The organism is Comamonas sp. B21-038 (assembly GCF_022387135.1).
GTDB classification, from domain to species: domain Bacteria; phylum Pseudomonadota; class Gammaproteobacteria; order Burkholderiales; family Burkholderiaceae_C; genus Comamonas; species Comamonas sediminis.
Genome location: NZ_CP092462.1, coordinates 1,073,005 through 1,090,609 on the forward strand (window position 1 = coordinate 1,073,005; position 17,605 = coordinate 1,090,609).

The following is a 17,605-nucleotide window of genomic DNA, read 5'->3' on the forward strand; positions in this document are numbered from 1 at the left end:
CCGCGCTCTAGCAGCTAGGCGGGCGTTTTGCATTAATTACTCAGGGCGTTTTTGATTAAACAGAAACGGCATCCATGCTTGGATGCATATACAAGGAGATGAAGTGACGAAATTTGGTTTATTGCAATCCTGGCGCCCGACGCTGATAGCGTCATTGCTGGCCCTGTCCTGCATGAGCAGTTGGGCCGCACGGGATTTCACCCCGCAATCAGGCACCTGGATCGTGAGCAGTGAAATCAATGGCAAACCCGGCCGAGGTTTAGCCATCGATGTGCAGGGCAATACCTTCTTTATGCAGGTCTTCGGATACGAGAAAAATGGCGACGCGACCTTTTACACTGCGACGGGCCAGATGGAGGGCAATAGCATTACCGCTCCGCTGATGCGCTACAAGAATGGCCGCAGCCTCGCCGGGCCGATGCAGGAAGCCGTGGAAGACCGGAGCGTAGGGCAGGTAACCGTCAGCTTTCGCAATGGCCTGAGGGGAACGCTACAGTTCCCGGGCGAGTCAGCGGTGGCGATTGAGCGCCTCTTAGTGACCAGTGATGCAGCGAGCGTCACCAACCCTCTGGCACAACAAGGCGGGCGCTCATTGCGGCTGTTTACGCTGGATGCACAAGGGCAGCCTGACTACACCACCCAGGCGCAGCTTTGGCGAACCGATGATGGCATCACGCATATGGGATGGATCAAGCCCAGCGTCATTGGGATGGTTGACTACCAACCCCTGTTCCAATGTGATGTGCTGCCAGGAACGGCTCGCATGCAATGCACGCCAAAGGACGCTCAAAGACCTGCCGACATCGCTGATATCGAGAGCATGGAGTTGCAGTTTGCGGGCTTTGATATCCAAGGCGTGTTGCGCATGGGCGGCAGCCATCCCCATACCCGGATCATCACTGGTTTTGATCTGGGCGCTTCCCTGAGTGAAGCCTCCTACGTTGAAGGCCGCACCACGATCACTCCGGTGCAGCACCATAGCTATTTGGCTTCCAATTTCGGGTACGGTCCCGTCTGCCAGGTGTACTGTGATGCGTCCGTCACTACCAACATCCTGATGCCGATGAACGGTACCTGGGTGGTGGAAGATGAATTGACGGGTAAGCCCGGTCGTGGCATTGCGCTGGATGTGCAAGGTGATACCGTCATCCTGCAGCTGTTCCATTACCGTGCAGATGGCCAGCCTACTTTCCACATGGGCAGCGCCATTTATCAGGGCAAAGGTGCAGGCAGCCGGGCGAGCGTGGCAACGATTCCCTTGCGGGAATATCGTGGCGGGCGCAGCCTGGGCGGCCCAGCAAAGGCGGCCGAGCTGGAGGCCGAGGCTGGCAATGCCATTGTGGAGTTCTACAGCCCCCCTTGGAGAGCGGAGCCATAGACCGCAATGTCTGGTGGACGCAGGGGCAGTTGCAACTGCCCGGTGAGCCGCCCGTCAAGATCCGGCGTCTGCAAACCGATGTGCCAGCCAGCTTTGCTGAACGCATGTTTGGTGACTGGTATGCCCGAAGCGGCGAGGTCGTTACCCGGTTTGATCGTGTGCAAGGCGAGGGTGTCATCACTGCGGATGGAAAACTTCTTTGTCTGCCTGTGGGCCTGACACCCGGCGCCAACATGAGCTGTGGCGAGCCGGATGGCAACCAGTGGCGTTCGCACTATTCCACCTACCTGCCAGACATGGGGCGTTCAGGACCATTCCTGCGCCTGCGCGACCGATTTGGCAATGCGACGGGGCTGGGTGCGCCGGACTGATGGTGCAGCAGGCGCGCGCCTTTGCGGCCTAGGGGCGTTGGCGACGATACCTAACATCTGCGCGGCGCATGATGATTGGCGGCACGCCGCCGTCAAAGCGGTTGCCGCAGCCATTGCCCATGCTGGCCATCAGGCCGCCATCGCTGAGCGACCGCCGCATCTGCCACCAGCGGTACCGGGCCACTGCGCGCCACGCGCAGTGCCTGCTGTCAATCCAGGCGAGGGTGCAGGTCGATGTACTTCTGTTTGCGCAACTCCAGCTCAGCGATCTGCGCTTGCAGCTTCGCGATCTCGCCATCGATCTCCTCGACACTTTGCTCGATATGGTCCAGCGTCTGGATCAGCAGCTCCTTGGCCTCTTTTTTGCTGGAGGCTGCCGGGGTGGCGCCGCGCAACGGGCGGTTGGCGGTTTCCTTCATGAAGATGCCGGTGATGATACCGATGACCGCAACGAACATCAGGTAATAGGCCGGCAGGTACAGGCTACCGGTGGTATCGACCAGCGCAGCGGTGATCGTGGGCGTGAGACCGGCGACGATGATGGCGATGTTGAACGATGCCGCCAGCGCGCTGTAGCGGATGCGGGTGGGGAACATGGCCGGCAAGGTCGACGCCATCACGCCGGTAAAGCAGTTCAGCACAATGGCCAGCATGAACAGGCCGACAAAGATCAGCGCGATCTGGCCGTTGATGATCAGCTTGAATGCAGGGATGGCCAGCACCAGCAAGCCGATGGAGCCGAAGATCACAAAGGGCTTGCGTCCGAAGCGGTCGCTGGCCAGGCCGATGACCGGCTGCACAAACAGCATGCCGATCATCACCGCGATGATGATCAGCACCCCGTGGTCCTCCGAGTACTGCAGGTTATGCGACAGGTAGCTGGGCATGTAGGTCAGCAGCATGTAGTACGTGATGTTGGTGGTGAGCACCAGACCCACGGACACCAGCAGCGGGCGCCAGTAACGCGTTGCGATTTCCTTGAACGAGATGCGGGGGCGGTTTTCCACATCCTCCTGGTCATCCTTTTCCATCTGGTCGAGCTGCTGCTGAAACGCAGGGGTCTCTTCGGCCGCATGGCGCAGATACAGGCCTACCAGCCCCAGCGGTGCTGCCAGGAAGAAGGGCACCCGCCAGCCCCATTCCAGAAAGCGCGCTTCGCTCAGCAGGCTTTGCAGCAAGACCACCACGCCGGCACCGGTGACAAAGCCGACGATCGAGCCGAAGTCGAGAAAGCTGCCCAGAAAGCCGCGTTTGCGGTCCGGCGCAAACTCGGCGACAAAAATAGCAGCGCCGGTGTATTCCCCTCCGACCGAAAACCCTTGCGCGAGCTTGCACAGCAGCAGCAGGATGGGCGCCCAGATGCCTATGCTGGCATAGGACGGTATCAGGCCGATACAGAAGGTGCTGGCGGCCATGATGATGATGGTGACCGAAAGCACCTTCTGGCGGCCGAACTTGTCACCCATCACGCCAAAGAACAGACCGCCCAGCGGCCGCACCAAAAACGGAATCGAGAACGTGCCCAGCGCGGCAATCATCTGCACGCTGGCCGAGGCATCGGGAAAGAACACCTTACCCAGTGCAAAGGCCACAAAGCCGTAGACGCCGAAGTCGAACCACTCCATCGCATTGCCCAATGCGGCTGCAGAGATGGCTTTCTTGAGCTTGACCTTGTCGACGATGGTGATGTCGTGCAGCTCCAGGGTGCCGCTTTGTGTCGGTATCAGGGGCGGCGAAGGAGGCGTCGGATCGGCCGCGGTGTTGTTGTTGATGGTATCCATGCGGTTCCCCGGTGATGGTGGGCCGCCATCTTCGCCAATTGCCCTGCCAGCGTCTGTAGGACGAGGCTGGGCTTCACTGCCTCCAAAACCCGCTTGGTGTCTGCTGCGCTATCGCCCGGCCTACATCGGCAGGCTAGGCTGGGGTCAAGCGGCGGCCAAGCGCTCCTTGGCCAGCCGTGTGCCCGCCGCCAGCGCCTTGAGCTTTGCCCAGGCCACGTCACGGGACATCGGTGCCAGACCGCAATTGGTGCAGGGAAAGAGGCGTTCCTTGGGCACAAATTCCAGTGCCCGGGCGATGGTGTCGGCCACTTCCTCGGGCGTCTCGATGGTGTCGCTGGCAACATCGATCACCCCGACCATCACATCCTTGCCGGCCAGCAGCTTCATCAGGTCAGGCGGTACATGCGAGTGGATGCATTCCAGGCTCACCTGGTCGATGCTGCTGCGCGCCAGGGCGGGGAACACCGTCTCGTACTGGCGCCATTCATCGCCCAAGGTGCTCTTCCAGTCGGTATTGGCCTTGATGCCGTAGCCGTAGCAGATGTGCACGGCGGTGGTGCAGCTGAGGCCCTGCGCGGCGCGCTCCAGTGCCTGCACGCCCCAGTCGGCTGCGTCCTTCATATAGACGTTGAACGCCGGCTCGTCGAACTGGATGATGTCCACGCCATCGGCCTGCAGGGCCAGCGCCTCCTGGTTGAGCAACTCGGCAAAGGCCATGGCCATCTTGACCTTGTCGCCATAGAAGCGGTCCGCCACGGTGTCCACAATCGTCATCGGGCCGGGCAGGGTGAACTTGAGCTTTTTTTGGGTATGGGCGCGTGCCAGCTGCGCTTCGAACGCATGCACGCGGCCCTTGAGGCGCAAGGCCGCTACCACCTGCGGCACCATCGCGTCGTAGCGGTTGTCGCGGATGCCCATCTTCACCTTGTTGTCGAAGTCGATCCCCTCGACCTGCTCCAGAAAGCCATGCACAAAGTGCTGGCGTGCCTGCTCGCCGTCGCCAACGATGTCCAGACCGGCATCTTCCTGGGCCTTGATCCACAGCAAGGTTGCATCGGCCTTGGCCTGGCGCAGCGCATCGCCTTCTGCCATCCACTGGGGCCAGAGCTTGTTGGTTTCGGCCAGCCAGGCGGGTTTGGGCAGACTGCCGGCAATGGAGGTTTCGAACATGGAGGATTTCCTTTCAAAAAATGGGGAGTCAGGCAGGCCTGTGTGCAGCGCATTGTGCTGACCCGGTCGCGCAACCGGGTGCCATAGGTGACACCGGGCAGGGCGAGGCAGGGCAAGGCGATGCGGCTGGTCCAGCGCGCCGGGGCCTGCCGTCAGACCGTTGCCGCAGCGCTCGCTTGCTGCAGCATGCGCTGGTAGGGTTTGATGAAGTGCTCTTCGGCAAATCGGCCTTGCTTGACGGCCAGCGCGCTGCGCTCTTCGCGGTCATAGACAATCTGCGTCAGCGAGTAGTCCTCATGCTTCAGGCTGGGCTGGTAGCGCGCGCCGGCGGCTGCATTGGCGTTGTAGATTTCCGGGCGGTAGATCTTCTGGAAGGTCTCCATCGTGCTGATGGTGCCGATCAGCTCCAGGTTGCTGTAGTCGCCCAGCAGGTCGCCGTGGAAGTAGAAGGCCAGCGGCGCCACGCTGTGGGCGGGCATGAAGAAGCGCACCTGCATGCCCATCTTGGCAAAGTAGTGGTCCGTCGGCGAGGCCTCGTTTTGCCGGTACTCGATGCCCAGCACCGGGTGCTGGTTGCCGGTGCGCTGGTAGACCTTGCTGGTCGACGCGCTGATGCAGATCACCGGCGCCTTGCGGAAACTGGCCTGGTACGTGTCTGACCTGATGAACTGCTGGAACAGCTGCCCATGCAGAAGGCCAAAATGCGCGGGCGTGCTGAAGCCGGTCCGGTTCAGGTTGTGCGCAGGCAGCAGCACGCTGAAATCGTAATCCCGCACATAGGACGAGAAGTTGTTGCCGACGATGCCGTCGCTGCGCTGGCCCGTGTGCTGGTCAAGGATGTGGGTCTGCAGCATCTCGATCAGCGGAAACGCCTCGCCGTGCTGCTGCGTGTCCCAGTGCAGTGCCACGGAAACGATGTCCAGCTCCACCGCATAGCGGTCGGCCTCCGGGTTGTCCCAGTGCGCCAGCGCGTTGAAGCGGTTGTCGATCATCCGCAAGGTGTTGCGCAGGTTCTGCTGCCGGTTCTCGCCCCGGGCCAGGTTGGCAAAGTTGGTGGTAATGCGCGTGCTGTCCGATGGCCGGTAGTGCTCATCAAAACGCAGGCGCTCGATGCTGAAGGAAAAGTCGCTGCTCATGCGGGTCCGATCGTGGATGTCTGCGGGCCTTCGGGCCGTATGGGCTGTTTCAGCCCACGCCGCTCAGGTCGATGGGCCGGATGTTAGAACGCTCAATCCATGAAGTAAAATGGTTTTATCTCATATATCCATGAATATGGTTCATTTGAATGCTTGAACGTATCCATCTCAGCATCGTCCAGCAGGTCGAAAAGCAGGGCTCGCTCACGGCCGCTGCAGGTGTGCTGAACCTGACCCAATCCGCGCTGAGCCACAGCATGAAAAAGCTGGAGCAGCAATTGGGCACAGCGGTGTGGCTGCGGGAGGGCCGCAGCCTGCGCCTGACTCAGGCCGGCCAGTACCTGCTGGCGGTGGCCAACCGCGTGCTGCCGCAGCTGGATCTGGCCGAAGAGCGTCTGGGCCAGTTTGCGCAGGGCGAGCGGGGGGCGCTGCGCATTGGCATGGAATGCCATCCCTGCTACCAGTGGCTGCTCAAGGTCGTCTCGCCGTATCTGGCCGCGTGGCCGGATGTGGAGGTGGACGTGAAGCAGAAATTCCAGTTCGGCGGCATTGGTGCGCTGTTCGGCTACGAGATCGACCTGCTGGTCACGCCCGATCCGCTGTTCAAACCCGGGCTGCGGTTTGAGCCGGTGTTTGACTATGAACAGGTGCTGGTGGTGCCCCGTGGCCATGCGCTGGCCTCTGCCACCTATGTGAAGCCCGAGCAACTCACGCAAGAGGTGCTGATCAGCTACCCGGTGGACATCGAACGGCTCGATATCTACAACCAGTTCCTGCTGCCCGCCGGGGTCACGCCGCGCCGCCACAAGGCGATTGAGACCACCGACATCATGGTTCAGATGGTCGCCAGCGGCCGTGGCGTAGCCGCCCTGCCGCGCTGGTTGGTCGAGGAGTACGCCGCCAAGATGGACGTGGTGCCGGTGCGGCTGGGCCCGCACGGCATTGCCAAGCAGATTTTTCTGGGCGCGCGGGAATCGGATGTGGCCATCGACTATGTGCGCGCCTTTATCGAACTGGCGCGCCAGCCGCGTGCTACCACCGCTTCTGCTACAACCAACAAAGCCTAGCCGGGGCCGGCCACCCGCACAAAACGCACGCTGATGCGCAGGCCCGGGCCAAAGGGCGGCGTATAGCGCTGCTGGGCATCGGTCAGCTGCAGGCTGGCGCCGGTCGCCTGCGCCACCTCCTGCACAATCGCCAGGCCCAGGCCGGTGCCTGCCGTGTCGTGGGCCAGGCGGTAAAAGCGCTCCAGCACCCGATCCCGGCTTTGGGCCGGTATGCCCGGGCCATTGTCCTGCACCGACAACAGCAGGCTGTCGGCGCTCGCCTCCAGGCCCAGCGTGACCTGGCCTTGCGGCGGGGTGTAGCGGATGGCGTTGTCCACCAGGTTGGCAATCAGCTCGGGCAGCAGGCGGCTGCTGGTGTACAGCGAAAACACATGCGGGTCGGCAGCGCGGGTGGCCGCATCTGCCGGTGCAGCAGCAGCTGCCTGGCTTTCCTCCCAGCCCAGGTCGATCTGCTTGAGGTCGGCCGCCGGCGCCATCGCCTCCAGGCACTGCAGGCACAGCGCGCGCAGGTCCACCCATTGCGGCGGTTGGGCCGCGTGTGCGGCATTGCCGGCCTCGGCCTGTGCCAAGGTCAACAACTGGTTGGCCACATTCAGCAATTGCTGGTTGCTGCGCTGCAGCCGTTGCAGCACGGCCAGGCGCTGCGCAACCGACAAGGCCGCCAACTCAGCGGGCGCCTGGCCCAAGGCCTGCTCCAAGGTATGGGCCTGGATGGCCAGCGGCGTGCGCAGCTGGTGCGCTGCATCCGAGATGAACTGGCGCTGGCGCGCCACCTGCGCGCGGATGGTGCGGGCAAACTGGTTGACGGTATCGGCGAGCGGCCGCAGCTCCTGGTGGAGCTGGCGCGAGTCGAGGTGAAAATCCACATCCCCAGCCGGGCGCCCGGCCAGCTGGCGCGCCATGCGCAGCAGCGGGCGCAGCTCCAGGGTCAACGCGGTGGCACTCACCAGCACAGCCACGGCCAGCGCCCACAGCAGGTACTCCATCGTCGGCCACCACAAGGTCTGGACCATGTTGTCACGGCTGTGCGTGGTCTTGCCGACCAGGATGGTGATCTCGCGCGCGCCGGCCACGTCATACATGGCCCGGCGCGTGATCACAGCACGGATCGGCTGGCCTTGCCACAGGGCGTCATACCACTGGGCGTTGTCGCTGCCGCTCAGCGTCAGTTGCGGCGGCTGCGGAAAGTTCTGCTGGCCCGCCAGCAGCTGGCCTTGCGCGTCCATCACGCTCAGGTAGACATGGTCGCGCGCCGGCGACATGAACAGGCTGAGCGCCGAGGGCGGCACGCTGGCGCGTACATCGCCGTCCTCCCAGATTAGGCGGTCGGCCAGGATCTTGGCCGATGACAGCAGGTCATGGTCCTGCACATAGTCTGCGGCATCCTCGGCATGCTCATGGGCAAACCAGCCGCACAGGCCCACCAGCACCGCCAGCGGCAGCAGCAGCCACAGGGCCAGGCGTGCGCGCAGGCTGTGCAGCATTCAGTCCCCGCCGGCCAGTTTTTGCTTGAGCAGGTAGCCCACGCCGCGCAAGGTCATGATCGTCGTGTCGCTCGCCTGCAGTTTCTTGCGCAGCCGGTGCACGTACAGGTCCACCGCGTCGGCGCTGGCCTCTTCGTCCATGCCGTAGATCACGTCCATCAAGCGCTGCTTGGGCAGCGCGCTGCCGTTGTGCAGCATCAGCGCTTCGAGCACGCTGCGCTCGCGCGGGGGCAGGGCCAGCTCCTCGCCCGCCACGCTGAACAAACGGGTGCGCAGATCGAGCTGCAGGTTGCCGCAGCGCACATGGTTCTCGCGCCCGGGCATCTGGCGCCTGGCAATGGCCTGCATGCGCGCCAGCAGCTCGCGCACCTCCACCGGTTTGACCAGGTAGTCGTCGGCGCCAATCTCCAGGCACAGCACTTTCTGGTCGAGCGAATCACTCGCCGTCAGCACGATCACCGGCAGGCTGTCACCGCGCTCGCGCAGGCGCCGCAGCAGCGCCTTGCCGCTGAGCTGGGGCAGGTTCAGGTCCAGCAGCAGCAGGTCATAGTGCGATTGGCTCAGCAGCTGGTCAGCGGCGTCGCCACGGTCCACATGGTCCACCACAAAGGCATGCTGGCGCAGCAGCCCGGCCAGGGACTGGGCCAGTTCCAGGTTGTCTTCGACCAGAAGGATCTTCATCGGAGGGGGTGGCGCACCAAAGGCCAGCAAAAAAGATCAGGGATAACCACTAAAAATGCTGCAGTGCAGCGAAAGCGCACTGAAAGGGTGCAGTTTCTAGACTCTGTTCCTATCCGGTGCATTATGCGGTCGCCCAGGGCGGCTGTGCTGAAGGTGCCAGGACCACAACGTCAAGGAGACACTGCATGACCCCATTCCGCGCTACCCGCCGCAACGCGCTGGCCGCCATTGCCGCTGCCGCTGTCTGCTGCATGGCCAGCACGGCTGCCCAGGCGGCCGACGACACCGTCACCATCATGGTGGGCGGCATCAACAAGATCATCTACCTGCCCGCCAAGCTGGCCGAGTCGCTGGGCTACTTCAAGGAAGAGGGCTTGAAGGTCGAGTTGCAATCACAGCCGGCCGGCGTGGATGCGGAAAACCAGCTGATCGCAGGGGCCGTGCAAGGCGTGGTGGGCTTCTATGACCACACCATCGACCTGCAGGCCAAGGGCAAGGAGATCCAGGCCATTGCGGTGTTCTGCAAGGTGCCCGGTGAGGTGGAGCTGGTGTCCACCAAGGCGGCCGCAGGCGGCTTTCAGTCGATGGCCGATGCCAAGGGCAAGACCCTGGGCGTCACCGGCCTGGGCTCGTCGACCGAGTTCCTGACCCGCTACCTGGTCGACAAGCAGGGCGTGGCCAGCAAGGATTACTCGCTGCTGCCCGTGGGCGCTGGCAACTCCTTCATCGCCGGCATGAAGCAGGACCGCATCCAGGCCGGCATGACCACCGAGCCAACCGTGTCGCAAATGCTCAAGACCGGCGACGCCAAGGTGCTCGTCGACATGCGCAGCGAAGAGGGCACCCAGGCAGCACTGGGCGGCCTGTACCCTGCTGCCAGCCTGTATGTGCGCAACGAATGGGCCGCCAGCCACAAGGACCAGGCGGCCAAGCTGGCCCGCGCCTTTGGCAAGACCATGCAGTACATCAGCAGCCACAGCGCCGAAGACATCGCCGACAAGATGCCCAAGGACTACTACGGCAATGACAAGGAGCTGTATGTGGCGGCGCTGAAGGCCTCGCTGCCGATGTACACCAAGGACGGCAAGATGCCCGAAGGCGGCCCCGAGACGGTGCTCAAGGTGCTGTCGGCCTACAAGCCCAATGTGAAGAGCGCGCACATTGACCTGGCCAAGACCTATTCCAACGCCTACCTGAGCGCCAAGTAAAAAAGCGGCGCAACCCGCCCCGCAGCGCGGCCCCGCCGTGCTGCAGCCCGCGCGCCCCACCACCCACATCCGGGAGACCACCATGTCCTATGCCACCCAGGCGGTTGCCAGCCAGCAACCGTCCAGCAGCCTGCAGCCCAAAAACGCCGCTGCCTCTGCAAAATCAGCCGATGCGGCCATTGAATTCGACAAGGTGTCGCTGCGCTTTATTGCGCCAGACGGCACGGCCACCCTGGCGCTGCGCAATTTTTCGATGTCGGTGGCCAAGGGCGAGTTCATCGCCATCGTCGGCCCCACCGGCAGCGGCAAATCCACCACGTTGAACCTGATCACCAGCTTGCTGCAACCGACGGTGGGCGAGGTGCGCGTGATGGGCAAGAAGGTCGAGCAGATCGATCCGCGCATCGGCTTTGTGTTCCAGGCCGATGCCGTTTTCCCCTGGAAATCGGTGCGCGACAACGTGGCCGCCGGCCCCATCTTTCGCGGCACTCCGCGTGAGCAGGCGCTCAAGCTGGCCGACGAGTGGATCCACCGCGTGGGCCTGGCCAACTTTGGCAACCACTACCCGCACCAGCTCTCGGGCGGCATGCGCAAGCGCGTGGCGCTGGCGCAGACCTTTATCAACCAGCCGGAAATCCTGCTGATGGACGAGCCTTTCTCGGCGCTGGACATGCAGACCCGCACCCTGATGCAGGACGAGCTGCTGCGCCTGTGGTCGGCCTCCGGCGGCTCGGTGGTGTTTGTGACCCATGACCTGGAAGAGGCGATTGCGCTGGCCGACCGCGTGTTTGTGCTGACGGCCCGCCCCGCCACGTTGAAGCGCGTGTACGAGATCGACCTGCCACGCCCCCGCGTGATGAGCGAGGTGCGTTACGACCCGCAGTTCATCGACCTGTCCAAGCGCATCTGGGATGACCTGCGCGAAGAAGTCCATATCCAGTAATACAAGGCAAGGAATACACCATGTCTGAACTCACCCTGAACCCCGCTGCCACCCGCAGCCCGCCACCCGCACCGGCTGCGCCAGACCACACCCCCGCTGCCGTGAGCGATGCCGCGCTCGCGCAGGAATCGGTGGCCGCACAGGCGGCCATCAAACGCCGCAAGGCCGTCATCATTGGTCTGCGCCTGCTGGTGCTGGTCACCGTGCTGGGCGGCTGGGAAGTCTCGGCCCGCATGAAGTGGATCGACCCCTTCTTCTACTCGATGCCCTCGATGATCTGGAACCAGATTGTGGAATGGGTGCGCGACGGCACATCGCAAGGCCCGCTGTGGCAGCAGGTGCTGGTCACGTTGGAAGAGACGGTCATCGGCTTTCTGATCGGCTCCATCGCCGGCGTGATCTGCGGCATTGTGCTGGGCCGCAACAAGCTGCTGTCCGATGTGTTCTCCATCTACATCCAGATCGCCAACTCCATCCCCCGTGTGGTGCTGGGCTCGGTGTTTGTCATTGCGCTGGGCCTGGGCATGGCGTCCAAGGTGGCACTGGCTGTCGTGATGGTCTTCTTTGTGGTGTTTGCCAATGCCTTCCAGGGCGTGCGTGAGGCCGACAAGTACATGATCGCCAATGCCCAAATCCTCGGTGCATCGCCGCGCCAGGTCACCATGTCGGTGGTGATTCCTTCTGCCATGTCCTGGATTCTGGCCAGCCTGCATGTGAGCTTTGGTTTTGCGCTGGTCGGCGCCGTGGTGGGCGAGTTCCTCGGCGCCAAGGAGGGCATCGGCCTGCTGATCTCCACCGCGCAGGGCGCTTTCAACGCCAGCGGTGTGTTCGCCGCGATGATCGTGCTGGCCGTGGTGGCCCTGGGCGCCGACTTCTTGCTGACCCGCCTGGAAAAACGCCTGCTCAAATGGCGGCCTGCCGCCTTCTGATGCCCTGACCTGACCCTTATGCAAGCGCGGCCGGTGCCCGCTTGCCCGACTCCTCGCCGGTGGAACAAGCGCTCTCTCGCTTACCGGCCTTATGCCACCTCAGCCAACCGAGGTGGCATTTTTTTGTCTGGAGTTCGCGGGTGGGTCTCAGAGAAGCGGCTCAGACCTGCGCCAAGCCACCATCGACAAACAGCTCGGTACCGGCGATGAACTTTGCCTGAGGCGAGGACAGGAAGAGCACCGCATCCGCGATCTCATCGACTTCACCGACACGGCCGATCGGCACCTGGCTGGCCATGTAGTCCAGCAGGCCTTGCTGCTGCGCGGCATCGTTGCCGGCCAGCTCCACCAGGCCAGGGGTGCGGATGGGGCCGGGGCTGACGACATTGACGCGGATGCCGCGCTCCTTCAGATCCAGCGTCCAGCTGCGGGCAAGATTGCGCACGGCGGCTTTGGAGGCGCTGTAGATGCTGAAAGCAGCGGTGCCGGTGGAGCCGACGACTGATCCGGTTAGCACGACGGAGGCACCATCGCGCAGCAGCGGCAAGGCCTTTTGCACGGTAAACACGAGGCCCTTCACATTCGTGCCAAAGGTGGTGTCGAAATGCTCCTCGGTGATGGCGCCCAGGGGCAGCATCGAGCCGCCACCGGCGTTGGCGTACAGCACATCGATTTGCGGGTGGCTTTGCTGCACGGCGTCGTAGAGGCGGTCAATGTCGGCCAGCTTGGACATGTCGGCCCGCACACCGGTAGCGCGTGGGCCAATCGCCCTGACGGCCTTGTCCAGCTCTTCCTGGCGGCGGCCGGTCACAAACACATAGGCACCTTCACTGGCAAATTTCTTGGCGGTGGCCAGGCCAATACCGCTGGTGCCACCGGTGACGACGACGACCTTGTTGTCAAACTTGCGTTCCATTTTTCCTACTCCTTGGGTTGTGCGCCGAACCGTTCGCCGCAGTGGTGCAATGATGCAGGTGGAACAAAGTTTTGAGTAGATGGCCAAAATGGATATCATTGTTCCAATATTGAGACAAAAAACAGGAGCGAGGCCGATGCGAGATATCAACGACTACGCGCTGTTCGCCGAGGTGGTGCTGCACAGCGGCTTTGCCGCAGCAGGCCGTGCGCTGGGCATGCCCAAGTCCACGTTGAGCCGGCGCATTGCAGCGTTGGAGTCGCGCTTGGGTGTGCGCTTGATCGAGCGGTCCACCCGGCGCTTTCGGGTGACCGAGGTCGGCCAAGCCTTTTACGAGCGCTGCCGCACCATCGTGCTCGATGTGCAGCAGGCCGATGCTGTGGTGTCCGATGCGCTGGGCGAACCCCATGGTGTGGTGCGCTGCAGCTGCCCCTTGGGGCTGATGGAAATCCTCTCGCCCACCCTGACCGATTTTTTGCAGACCTACCCCAAGGCGCAGCTGCAAATGGTGGCCGCCGACCGGCCCGTCAACCTGATCGATGAGCGCATCGATGTGGCCATCCGCGTGCGCACCAGCTTGACGACCGATGCCGCGCTGGTGATGCGCACGCTGGGCCATTCAAGCCGTATTCTGGTGGCTGCCCCCAGCCTGGCCAAGCAGTGCAAAAAGGGCGATCTGCAGCTGCTGGCTGAGCTGCCCACCTTGGCCAGCACCGAGCAGACCGGCTCCATCACTTGGGAGTTTTGGGATGGCGATGGCCAGCCCCGTGCCATCAGCCACGCGCCCCGCATGACCTGCGCCGATTTTGGCGCGCTGCGCTCAGCGGCCTTGGCTGGCCTGGGCATTGCGCTGTTGCCCGAGCACTTTTGCAGCAAGGAGCTCGAGCGTGGAAGCCTTGTCCATGTGTTTCCGCAGTGGCGCACGGAGACCGGCATTGTGCACATCGTGTTCACCACCAGGCGGGGCTTGCCGCCGGTGGTGCGGGCGTTTATCGAGCATCTGGCCGGGCGCTTCAAGGGGGAGCTGGCCGATACCGCAACGGCGAACTAGCCGTGGCGCTTCAGCCACGTCAGCTAGCGCGGTTCTGTAGGCAGCGCAAACTCCCCCAGCCGCGCATGCAAATGCTCAGCCAGATGCTCGACCAGCGTTGCCACCCGCGCCGTTCCATGCTGCTTGCTGGGGTAGACCAGCGACAGCGGGCGCGGCGCAGGCTCCAGGCCGGGCAGGATGCGGACCAGCTCGCCACGGGCAATCGCGTCCATCACCTGGTAGTGCAAAAAGCGGCCAAAGCCCTGGCCGGCGATGCAGCCGGCGATATTGCCGCCGACGGTGTTGCAGCGCATGCGGCCCTGCACCTTGACCCGTTCCAGCCGGCCCTTGCTGACAAACTCCCAGAGGTTGGCATCACCCACCCCGCCAAACTCTATGCAGGGCAGGGCGGCCAGGTCTTGCGGCTGCTGGGGCATGCCGCAGGCGGCGACCAGGGCGGGGCTGGCTGCAATCACCTGGTGGATGTCCACAACATGGCGCGCCACCAGACTTGAATCGGGCAGCGGCGCAATGCGCACGGCCAGGTCCAGGCCTTCTTCGACCAGATTGACCACGCGGTCCAGCAGCAAGAGCTGCACCTCCACCTGCGGATAGCGCTGCAGGTAGCTGGCCACCAGCGGGGCCACATGCAGCTCGCCAAATTTGACCGAGGCCGTCAGGCTGATGCTGCCCGAGGGCTCGGCCTGGGCCCGGCGCATCGCCTGCTCCGAATCGGCAACCGCAGAGCGGATGGCCAGCGCATGCACGCGGTAGGCCCGGCCCTCATCGGTGATGGCCAGGCGCCGGGTATTGCGGTTGAACAGGCGCACGCCCAGGTGCTTCTCCAGCGCAGCGAGGGTGCGCACCACGCTGGGCAGGGACAGCTCCAGCGCTTCGGCAGCGCGGGTCAGGCTGCCCAAATCGGCAATCGCAAGAAAGACATCAATGGCGTGGAGGCGGTCCATGGTGCGGGTGATTGCTGCAAAAACTGGAAGAATCAAATCAATTCTCTGGCATTTATCACGTTTGAGTAAATAGATAAATTTACTTCCGAGACGGCAACTCCAGTTTTGTCACTACGCCGTCCTCGAAAGGACTATTTATGAAAACCGTCATCGTTGTTTTTTCCGATCCCCAATCCGGCACGCAAGAAGCGCTGGGCCGCGTCGTGAACGCGCTGTTCCTGGCCTACGAGCTCAAGGAGAAGAGCCGGGACTTCGACCTGGTGTTCCAAGGCACGGGCGTGCGCTGGCCTGCCGAGCTGGTCAAGCCCGAGCACCCCGGCCATGCGCTGTACGAAGCCGTGCTGGACCACATCGTTGCCTGCGGCGGCTGCGCCGATGTGTTTGGTGCGGGCGCAGGCCTGGCTCCCACCGGCATTGCGCTGGTGCGCGACAAGACCATCCCTGGCACCACCGGCGTGCTGGATCTGTCGCGCCACCTGGACGCGGGCCACACCCTGGTCACCTTCTAAGCCCGCTTGCTGACACCTGTTGCGAGCCTGTACCTGACCAGGAGCCCCTATGGACGACAACATCTTTCACGCTGGCGAACGCCTGGTGCAGGAGCGCACGGGCGAGCGCGGCACGGCGCTCATCAACAGCCGCAGCATCAGCACCGGCATCCCAGCGGCCGCACGCAACTTTGTCGGCCAGCAGCGCTGGTGCATAGTGGGCGCGGCCGATGCGGCAGGCGCCATGTGGGCTTGCCTGCTGAGTGGCGAGCCCGGCTTTGTGCAGGCCAGCGATGACCTGCGCAGCCTGCAGGTGACCAGCAGCGACCCGCAGGGTGTGCTGGCCCGCATGGCCCCCATAGCAGATCTGCAGCCCGAGCAATCCATCGCCGTGCTGTTGATCGAGCTGCAGACCCGCAGGCGCCTGCGCATCAATGGCCATGTGGCACAGGCATCCGCGCAGGCGCTGGAGGTGGCGGTGGGCCAGGCCTTTCCGGTCTGCCCCCGCTATATCCAAAAGCGCGAACTGCTGCCGCTGGAGGCAGAACCCACTTCCAACAGCAGCACCGGTACGGATGCCAACACCGGCACGGTGCTGGACGAGGCCACATCCGCCTGGATTGCTGGCGCCGACACCTTGTTCATCGCCAGCCTGGGCCCCAGCGGGGACGCCGATGTATCGCACCGGGGTGGCCGGCCTGGCTTTGTGCAACAACAGGGCCAGGTGCTGCGCATTCCTGATTTCAACGGCAACAGCATGTTCAACACCCTGGGCAATCTGGAGCTGGAGCCGCGCTGTGGCCTGGTCTTTCCGGACTTTGAAGGCGCGCGCCAGTTGCAGCTCACCGGCCATGCGCGCGCCCGTTTTGGTGTCGAGGCCGACATCGACCAGACAGGAGGAACCGGGCGCTGGATCGAGTTCCAGGTGCACAGCTGGCGCAGCACGCCGCTAACCCTGCCCCAACGCTGGCGCCTGCTGGAAGCCTCGCCCTACAACCCTTTGGTTCGCGGTGTTGCGTCAGCGGCTTTTGACGGGCCACCGCGCAGCCAGGTGACGCGCTGACAAGGCCGCCTAGGCTGCATGGGTCATCCTGGAGGGGCGTTGCGCCTGCAGCCAGGCGACTGCCTCGTCCAGCAGCGGATGGTGGCGCTCCGCATTCCAGGCTGCGGCTGCGGTGACCACCATGGTTTTCTCACGCAGCGGGCGGACGACTACGTTCTCGGGTGCCAGGCGCCGCATGGAGGCAGGCACCAGGGCCACGCCCTGGCCGCAGCTCACATAGGCGATCTGTGAGGAGACCGAGCGCACCTCATGCATCACGCGCGGCGCAAAGCCCTGGGCGCGGCACAGCCCCACCAGCATGTCGAAGTAGTCCGGGCTGACCTGGCGCGACGGCATCACCATCGGCTCATGGCTCAGTGACTTGAGGCGGACCTGGGATTGGCCCGCAAGGGGGTGGTCCTTGCGCAACGCGACGGCCAGGCGGTCTTCCATCATCGGCAAAGTGGCAATGCCCTGGCCTACATCGCCCTCCAGCCGGACAAAGGCCAGGTCCAGATCGCCGGCCTGCAGCGCAGGAATGGCATCGGCGCTGTCGATCTCGCGTACAAATACGGTGACATGCGGGTGCTGGCGGCGCATGTAGTCCTGCAACGGCGGTACGGTGTCCAGCATCGCTGAGGTAATGGCGCCGACCTGCAGCACGCCCGATTGCCCGGCCGCCACCTCGCGCACCACGCGCTCGAGCTGCTCGACCTGCAGCGCAAACTGCCGAACCGCTGGCAAGATGGCCGCGCCCGCAGCGCTGAGCTTGGTGCCGCGCCGGGAGCGCTCGAACAACTGCAGCTTGAGCGAGTGCTCCAGCACCTTGATCTGCTCGGTCAGCGGCGGCTGCGACATGGACAGGCGGGCGGCGGCGCGCCCAAAGTTCTGCTCCTCAGCGACGGCCAGGAACATCCACAGCTGGCGAATCAGGCGAAAGTCGATATGGCTCATGGTGCATTTCCTGGGGAGAGGTGGCTGTTCTGGTATTCGTATCACAGAGATATCTGATAAGT

17 protein-coding genes are annotated in these 17,605 nt (G+C 63.6%); 9 read left to right on the forward strand and 8 right to left on the reverse strand.

Annotated features, from left to right (window positions below; translation table 11 throughout):
• Nucleotides 1–103 precede the first annotated feature (103 nt).
• Nucleotides 104–1,378: a hypothetical protein gene (locus MJ205_RS04875; RefSeq protein ID WP_239811433.1), complete on the forward strand. Its 1,275-nt coding sequence runs from the start codon at nt 104–106 to the stop codon at nt 1,376–1,378.
• A gap of 29 nt (nt 1,379–1,407) precedes the next feature.
• Entirely contained in the window at nt 1,408–1,749 is a 342-nt protein-coding gene (locus MJ205_RS04880; protein ID WP_239811434.1) for a hypothetical protein, read from the forward strand.
• A 209-nt stretch (nt 1,750–1,958) separates the two neighbouring features.
• Here MJ205_RS04880 and proP read toward each other — a convergent pair whose 3' ends face one another.
• The 3 genes from proP to MJ205_RS04895 all read right to left on the reverse strand — a co-directional run bounded on the left by proP (nt 1,959) and on the right by MJ205_RS04895 (nt 5,836).
• Nucleotides 1,959–3,530 (reverse strand): glycine betaine/L-proline transporter ProP, encoded by a 1,572-nt coding sequence (gene proP / locus MJ205_RS04885; protein ID WP_239811435.1) that lies wholly within the window; start codon nt 3,528–3,530, stop codon nt 1,959–1,961.
• A gap of 144 nt (nt 3,531–3,674) precedes the next feature.
• The gene (locus MJ205_RS04890; RefSeq protein ID WP_239811436.1) at nt 3,675–4,700 is read right to left on the reverse strand and encodes a methionine synthase; all 1,026 of its coding nucleotides are present in this window, start codon (nt 4,698–4,700) and stop codon (nt 3,675–3,677) included.
• Nucleotides 4,701–4,852: 152 nt separating this feature from the next.
• Nucleotides 4,853–5,836 carry a DUF1852 domain-containing protein gene (locus tag MJ205_RS04895; RefSeq protein ID WP_239811437.1) on the reverse strand — a complete coding sequence of 328 codons (984 nt, stop codon included), beginning with the start codon at nt 5,834–5,836 and terminating at the stop codon, nt 4,853–4,855.
• Nucleotides 5,837–5,985: 149 nt separating this feature from the next.
• Between MJ205_RS04895 and MJ205_RS04900 the strand changes: the two genes are divergently transcribed.
• Nucleotides 5,986–6,903, forward strand: coding sequence for a LysR family transcriptional regulator (locus tag MJ205_RS04900; protein WP_239811438.1), 918 nt, complete (start codon nt 5,986–5,988; stop codon nt 6,901–6,903).
• Here the strand turns inward: MJ205_RS04900 and MJ205_RS04905 are convergent.
• Nucleotides 6,900–8,387, reverse strand: a complete 1,488-nt coding sequence (locus MJ205_RS04905) for a sensor histidine kinase (protein ID WP_239811439.1) — start codon at nt 8,385–8,387, stop codon at nt 6,900–6,902. The two genes, MJ205_RS04900 and MJ205_RS04905, sit on opposite strands and share 4 nt — an antisense overlap.
• Nucleotides 8,388–9,068 carry a response regulator transcription factor gene (locus tag MJ205_RS04910; protein WP_239811440.1) on the reverse strand — a complete coding sequence of 227 codons (681 nt, stop codon included), beginning with the start codon at nt 9,066–9,068 and terminating at the stop codon, nt 8,388–8,390.
• A 251-nt stretch (nt 9,069–9,319) separates the two neighbouring features.
• On the opposite strand from MJ205_RS04910, the gene MJ205_RS04915 reads away from it, so the two are divergent.
• The 3 genes from MJ205_RS04915 (at nt 9,320) to MJ205_RS04925 (ending at nt 12,148) form a co-directional block, all read left to right on the forward strand.
• Entirely contained in the window at nt 9,320–10,276 is a 957-nt protein-coding gene (locus MJ205_RS04915) for an ABC transporter substrate-binding protein (protein ID WP_312410630.1), read from the forward strand.
• A gap of 82 nt (nt 10,277–10,358) precedes the next feature.
• A complete protein-coding gene (locus tag MJ205_RS04920; protein WP_239811442.1) occupies nt 10,359–11,219 on the forward strand; it encodes an ABC transporter ATP-binding protein in 861 nt (286 codons plus the stop codon).
• Between the two features lie 20 nt (nt 11,220–11,239).
• The gene (locus tag MJ205_RS04925) at nt 11,240–12,148 is read left to right on the forward strand and encodes an ABC transporter permease (protein ID WP_239811443.1); all 909 of its coding nucleotides are present in this window, start codon (nt 11,240–11,242) and stop codon (nt 12,146–12,148) included.
• Between the two features lie 160 nt (nt 12,149–12,308).
• On the opposite strand, the gene MJ205_RS04930 is transcribed toward MJ205_RS04925, so the two are convergent.
• Nucleotides 12,309–13,064, reverse strand: a complete 756-nt coding sequence (locus MJ205_RS04930; protein WP_239811444.1) for an SDR family oxidoreductase — start codon at nt 13,062–13,064, stop codon at nt 12,309–12,311.
• A 136-nt stretch (nt 13,065–13,200) separates the two neighbouring features.
• Between MJ205_RS04930 and MJ205_RS04935 the strand changes: the two genes are divergently transcribed.
• Entirely contained in the window at nt 13,201–14,115 is a 915-nt protein-coding gene (locus MJ205_RS04935; RefSeq protein ID WP_239811445.1) for a LysR family transcriptional regulator, read from the forward strand.
• A gap of 23 nt (nt 14,116–14,138) precedes the next feature.
• Here MJ205_RS04935 and MJ205_RS04940 read toward each other — a convergent pair whose 3' ends face one another.
• The gene (locus MJ205_RS04940; RefSeq protein WP_239811446.1) at nt 14,139–15,059 is read right to left on the reverse strand and encodes a LysR substrate-binding domain-containing protein; all 921 of its coding nucleotides are present in this window, start codon (nt 15,057–15,059) and stop codon (nt 14,139–14,141) included.
• A 137-nt stretch (nt 15,060–15,196) separates the two neighbouring features.
• On the opposite strand from MJ205_RS04940, the gene MJ205_RS04945 reads away from it, so the two are divergent.
• Together MJ205_RS04945 and MJ205_RS04950 are read left to right on the forward strand one after the other, a co-directional pair.
• Nucleotides 15,197–15,568 (forward strand): DsrE family protein, encoded by a 372-nt coding sequence (locus MJ205_RS04945; RefSeq protein ID WP_239811447.1) that lies wholly within the window; start codon nt 15,197–15,199, stop codon nt 15,566–15,568.
• A 49-nt stretch (nt 15,569–15,617) separates the two neighbouring features.
• On the forward strand, nt 15,618–16,610 hold the full coding sequence (locus MJ205_RS04950; RefSeq protein WP_239811448.1) for a pyridoxamine 5'-phosphate oxidase family protein: 993 nt from the start codon (nt 15,618–15,620) through the stop codon (nt 16,608–16,610).
• A 9-nt stretch (nt 16,611–16,619) separates the two neighbouring features.
• Here MJ205_RS04950 and MJ205_RS04955 read toward each other — a convergent pair whose 3' ends face one another.
• Entirely contained in the window at nt 16,620–17,543 is a 924-nt protein-coding gene (locus MJ205_RS04955) for a LysR substrate-binding domain-containing protein (protein WP_239811449.1), read from the reverse strand.
• Nucleotides 17,544–17,605: the final 62 nt, after the last annotated feature.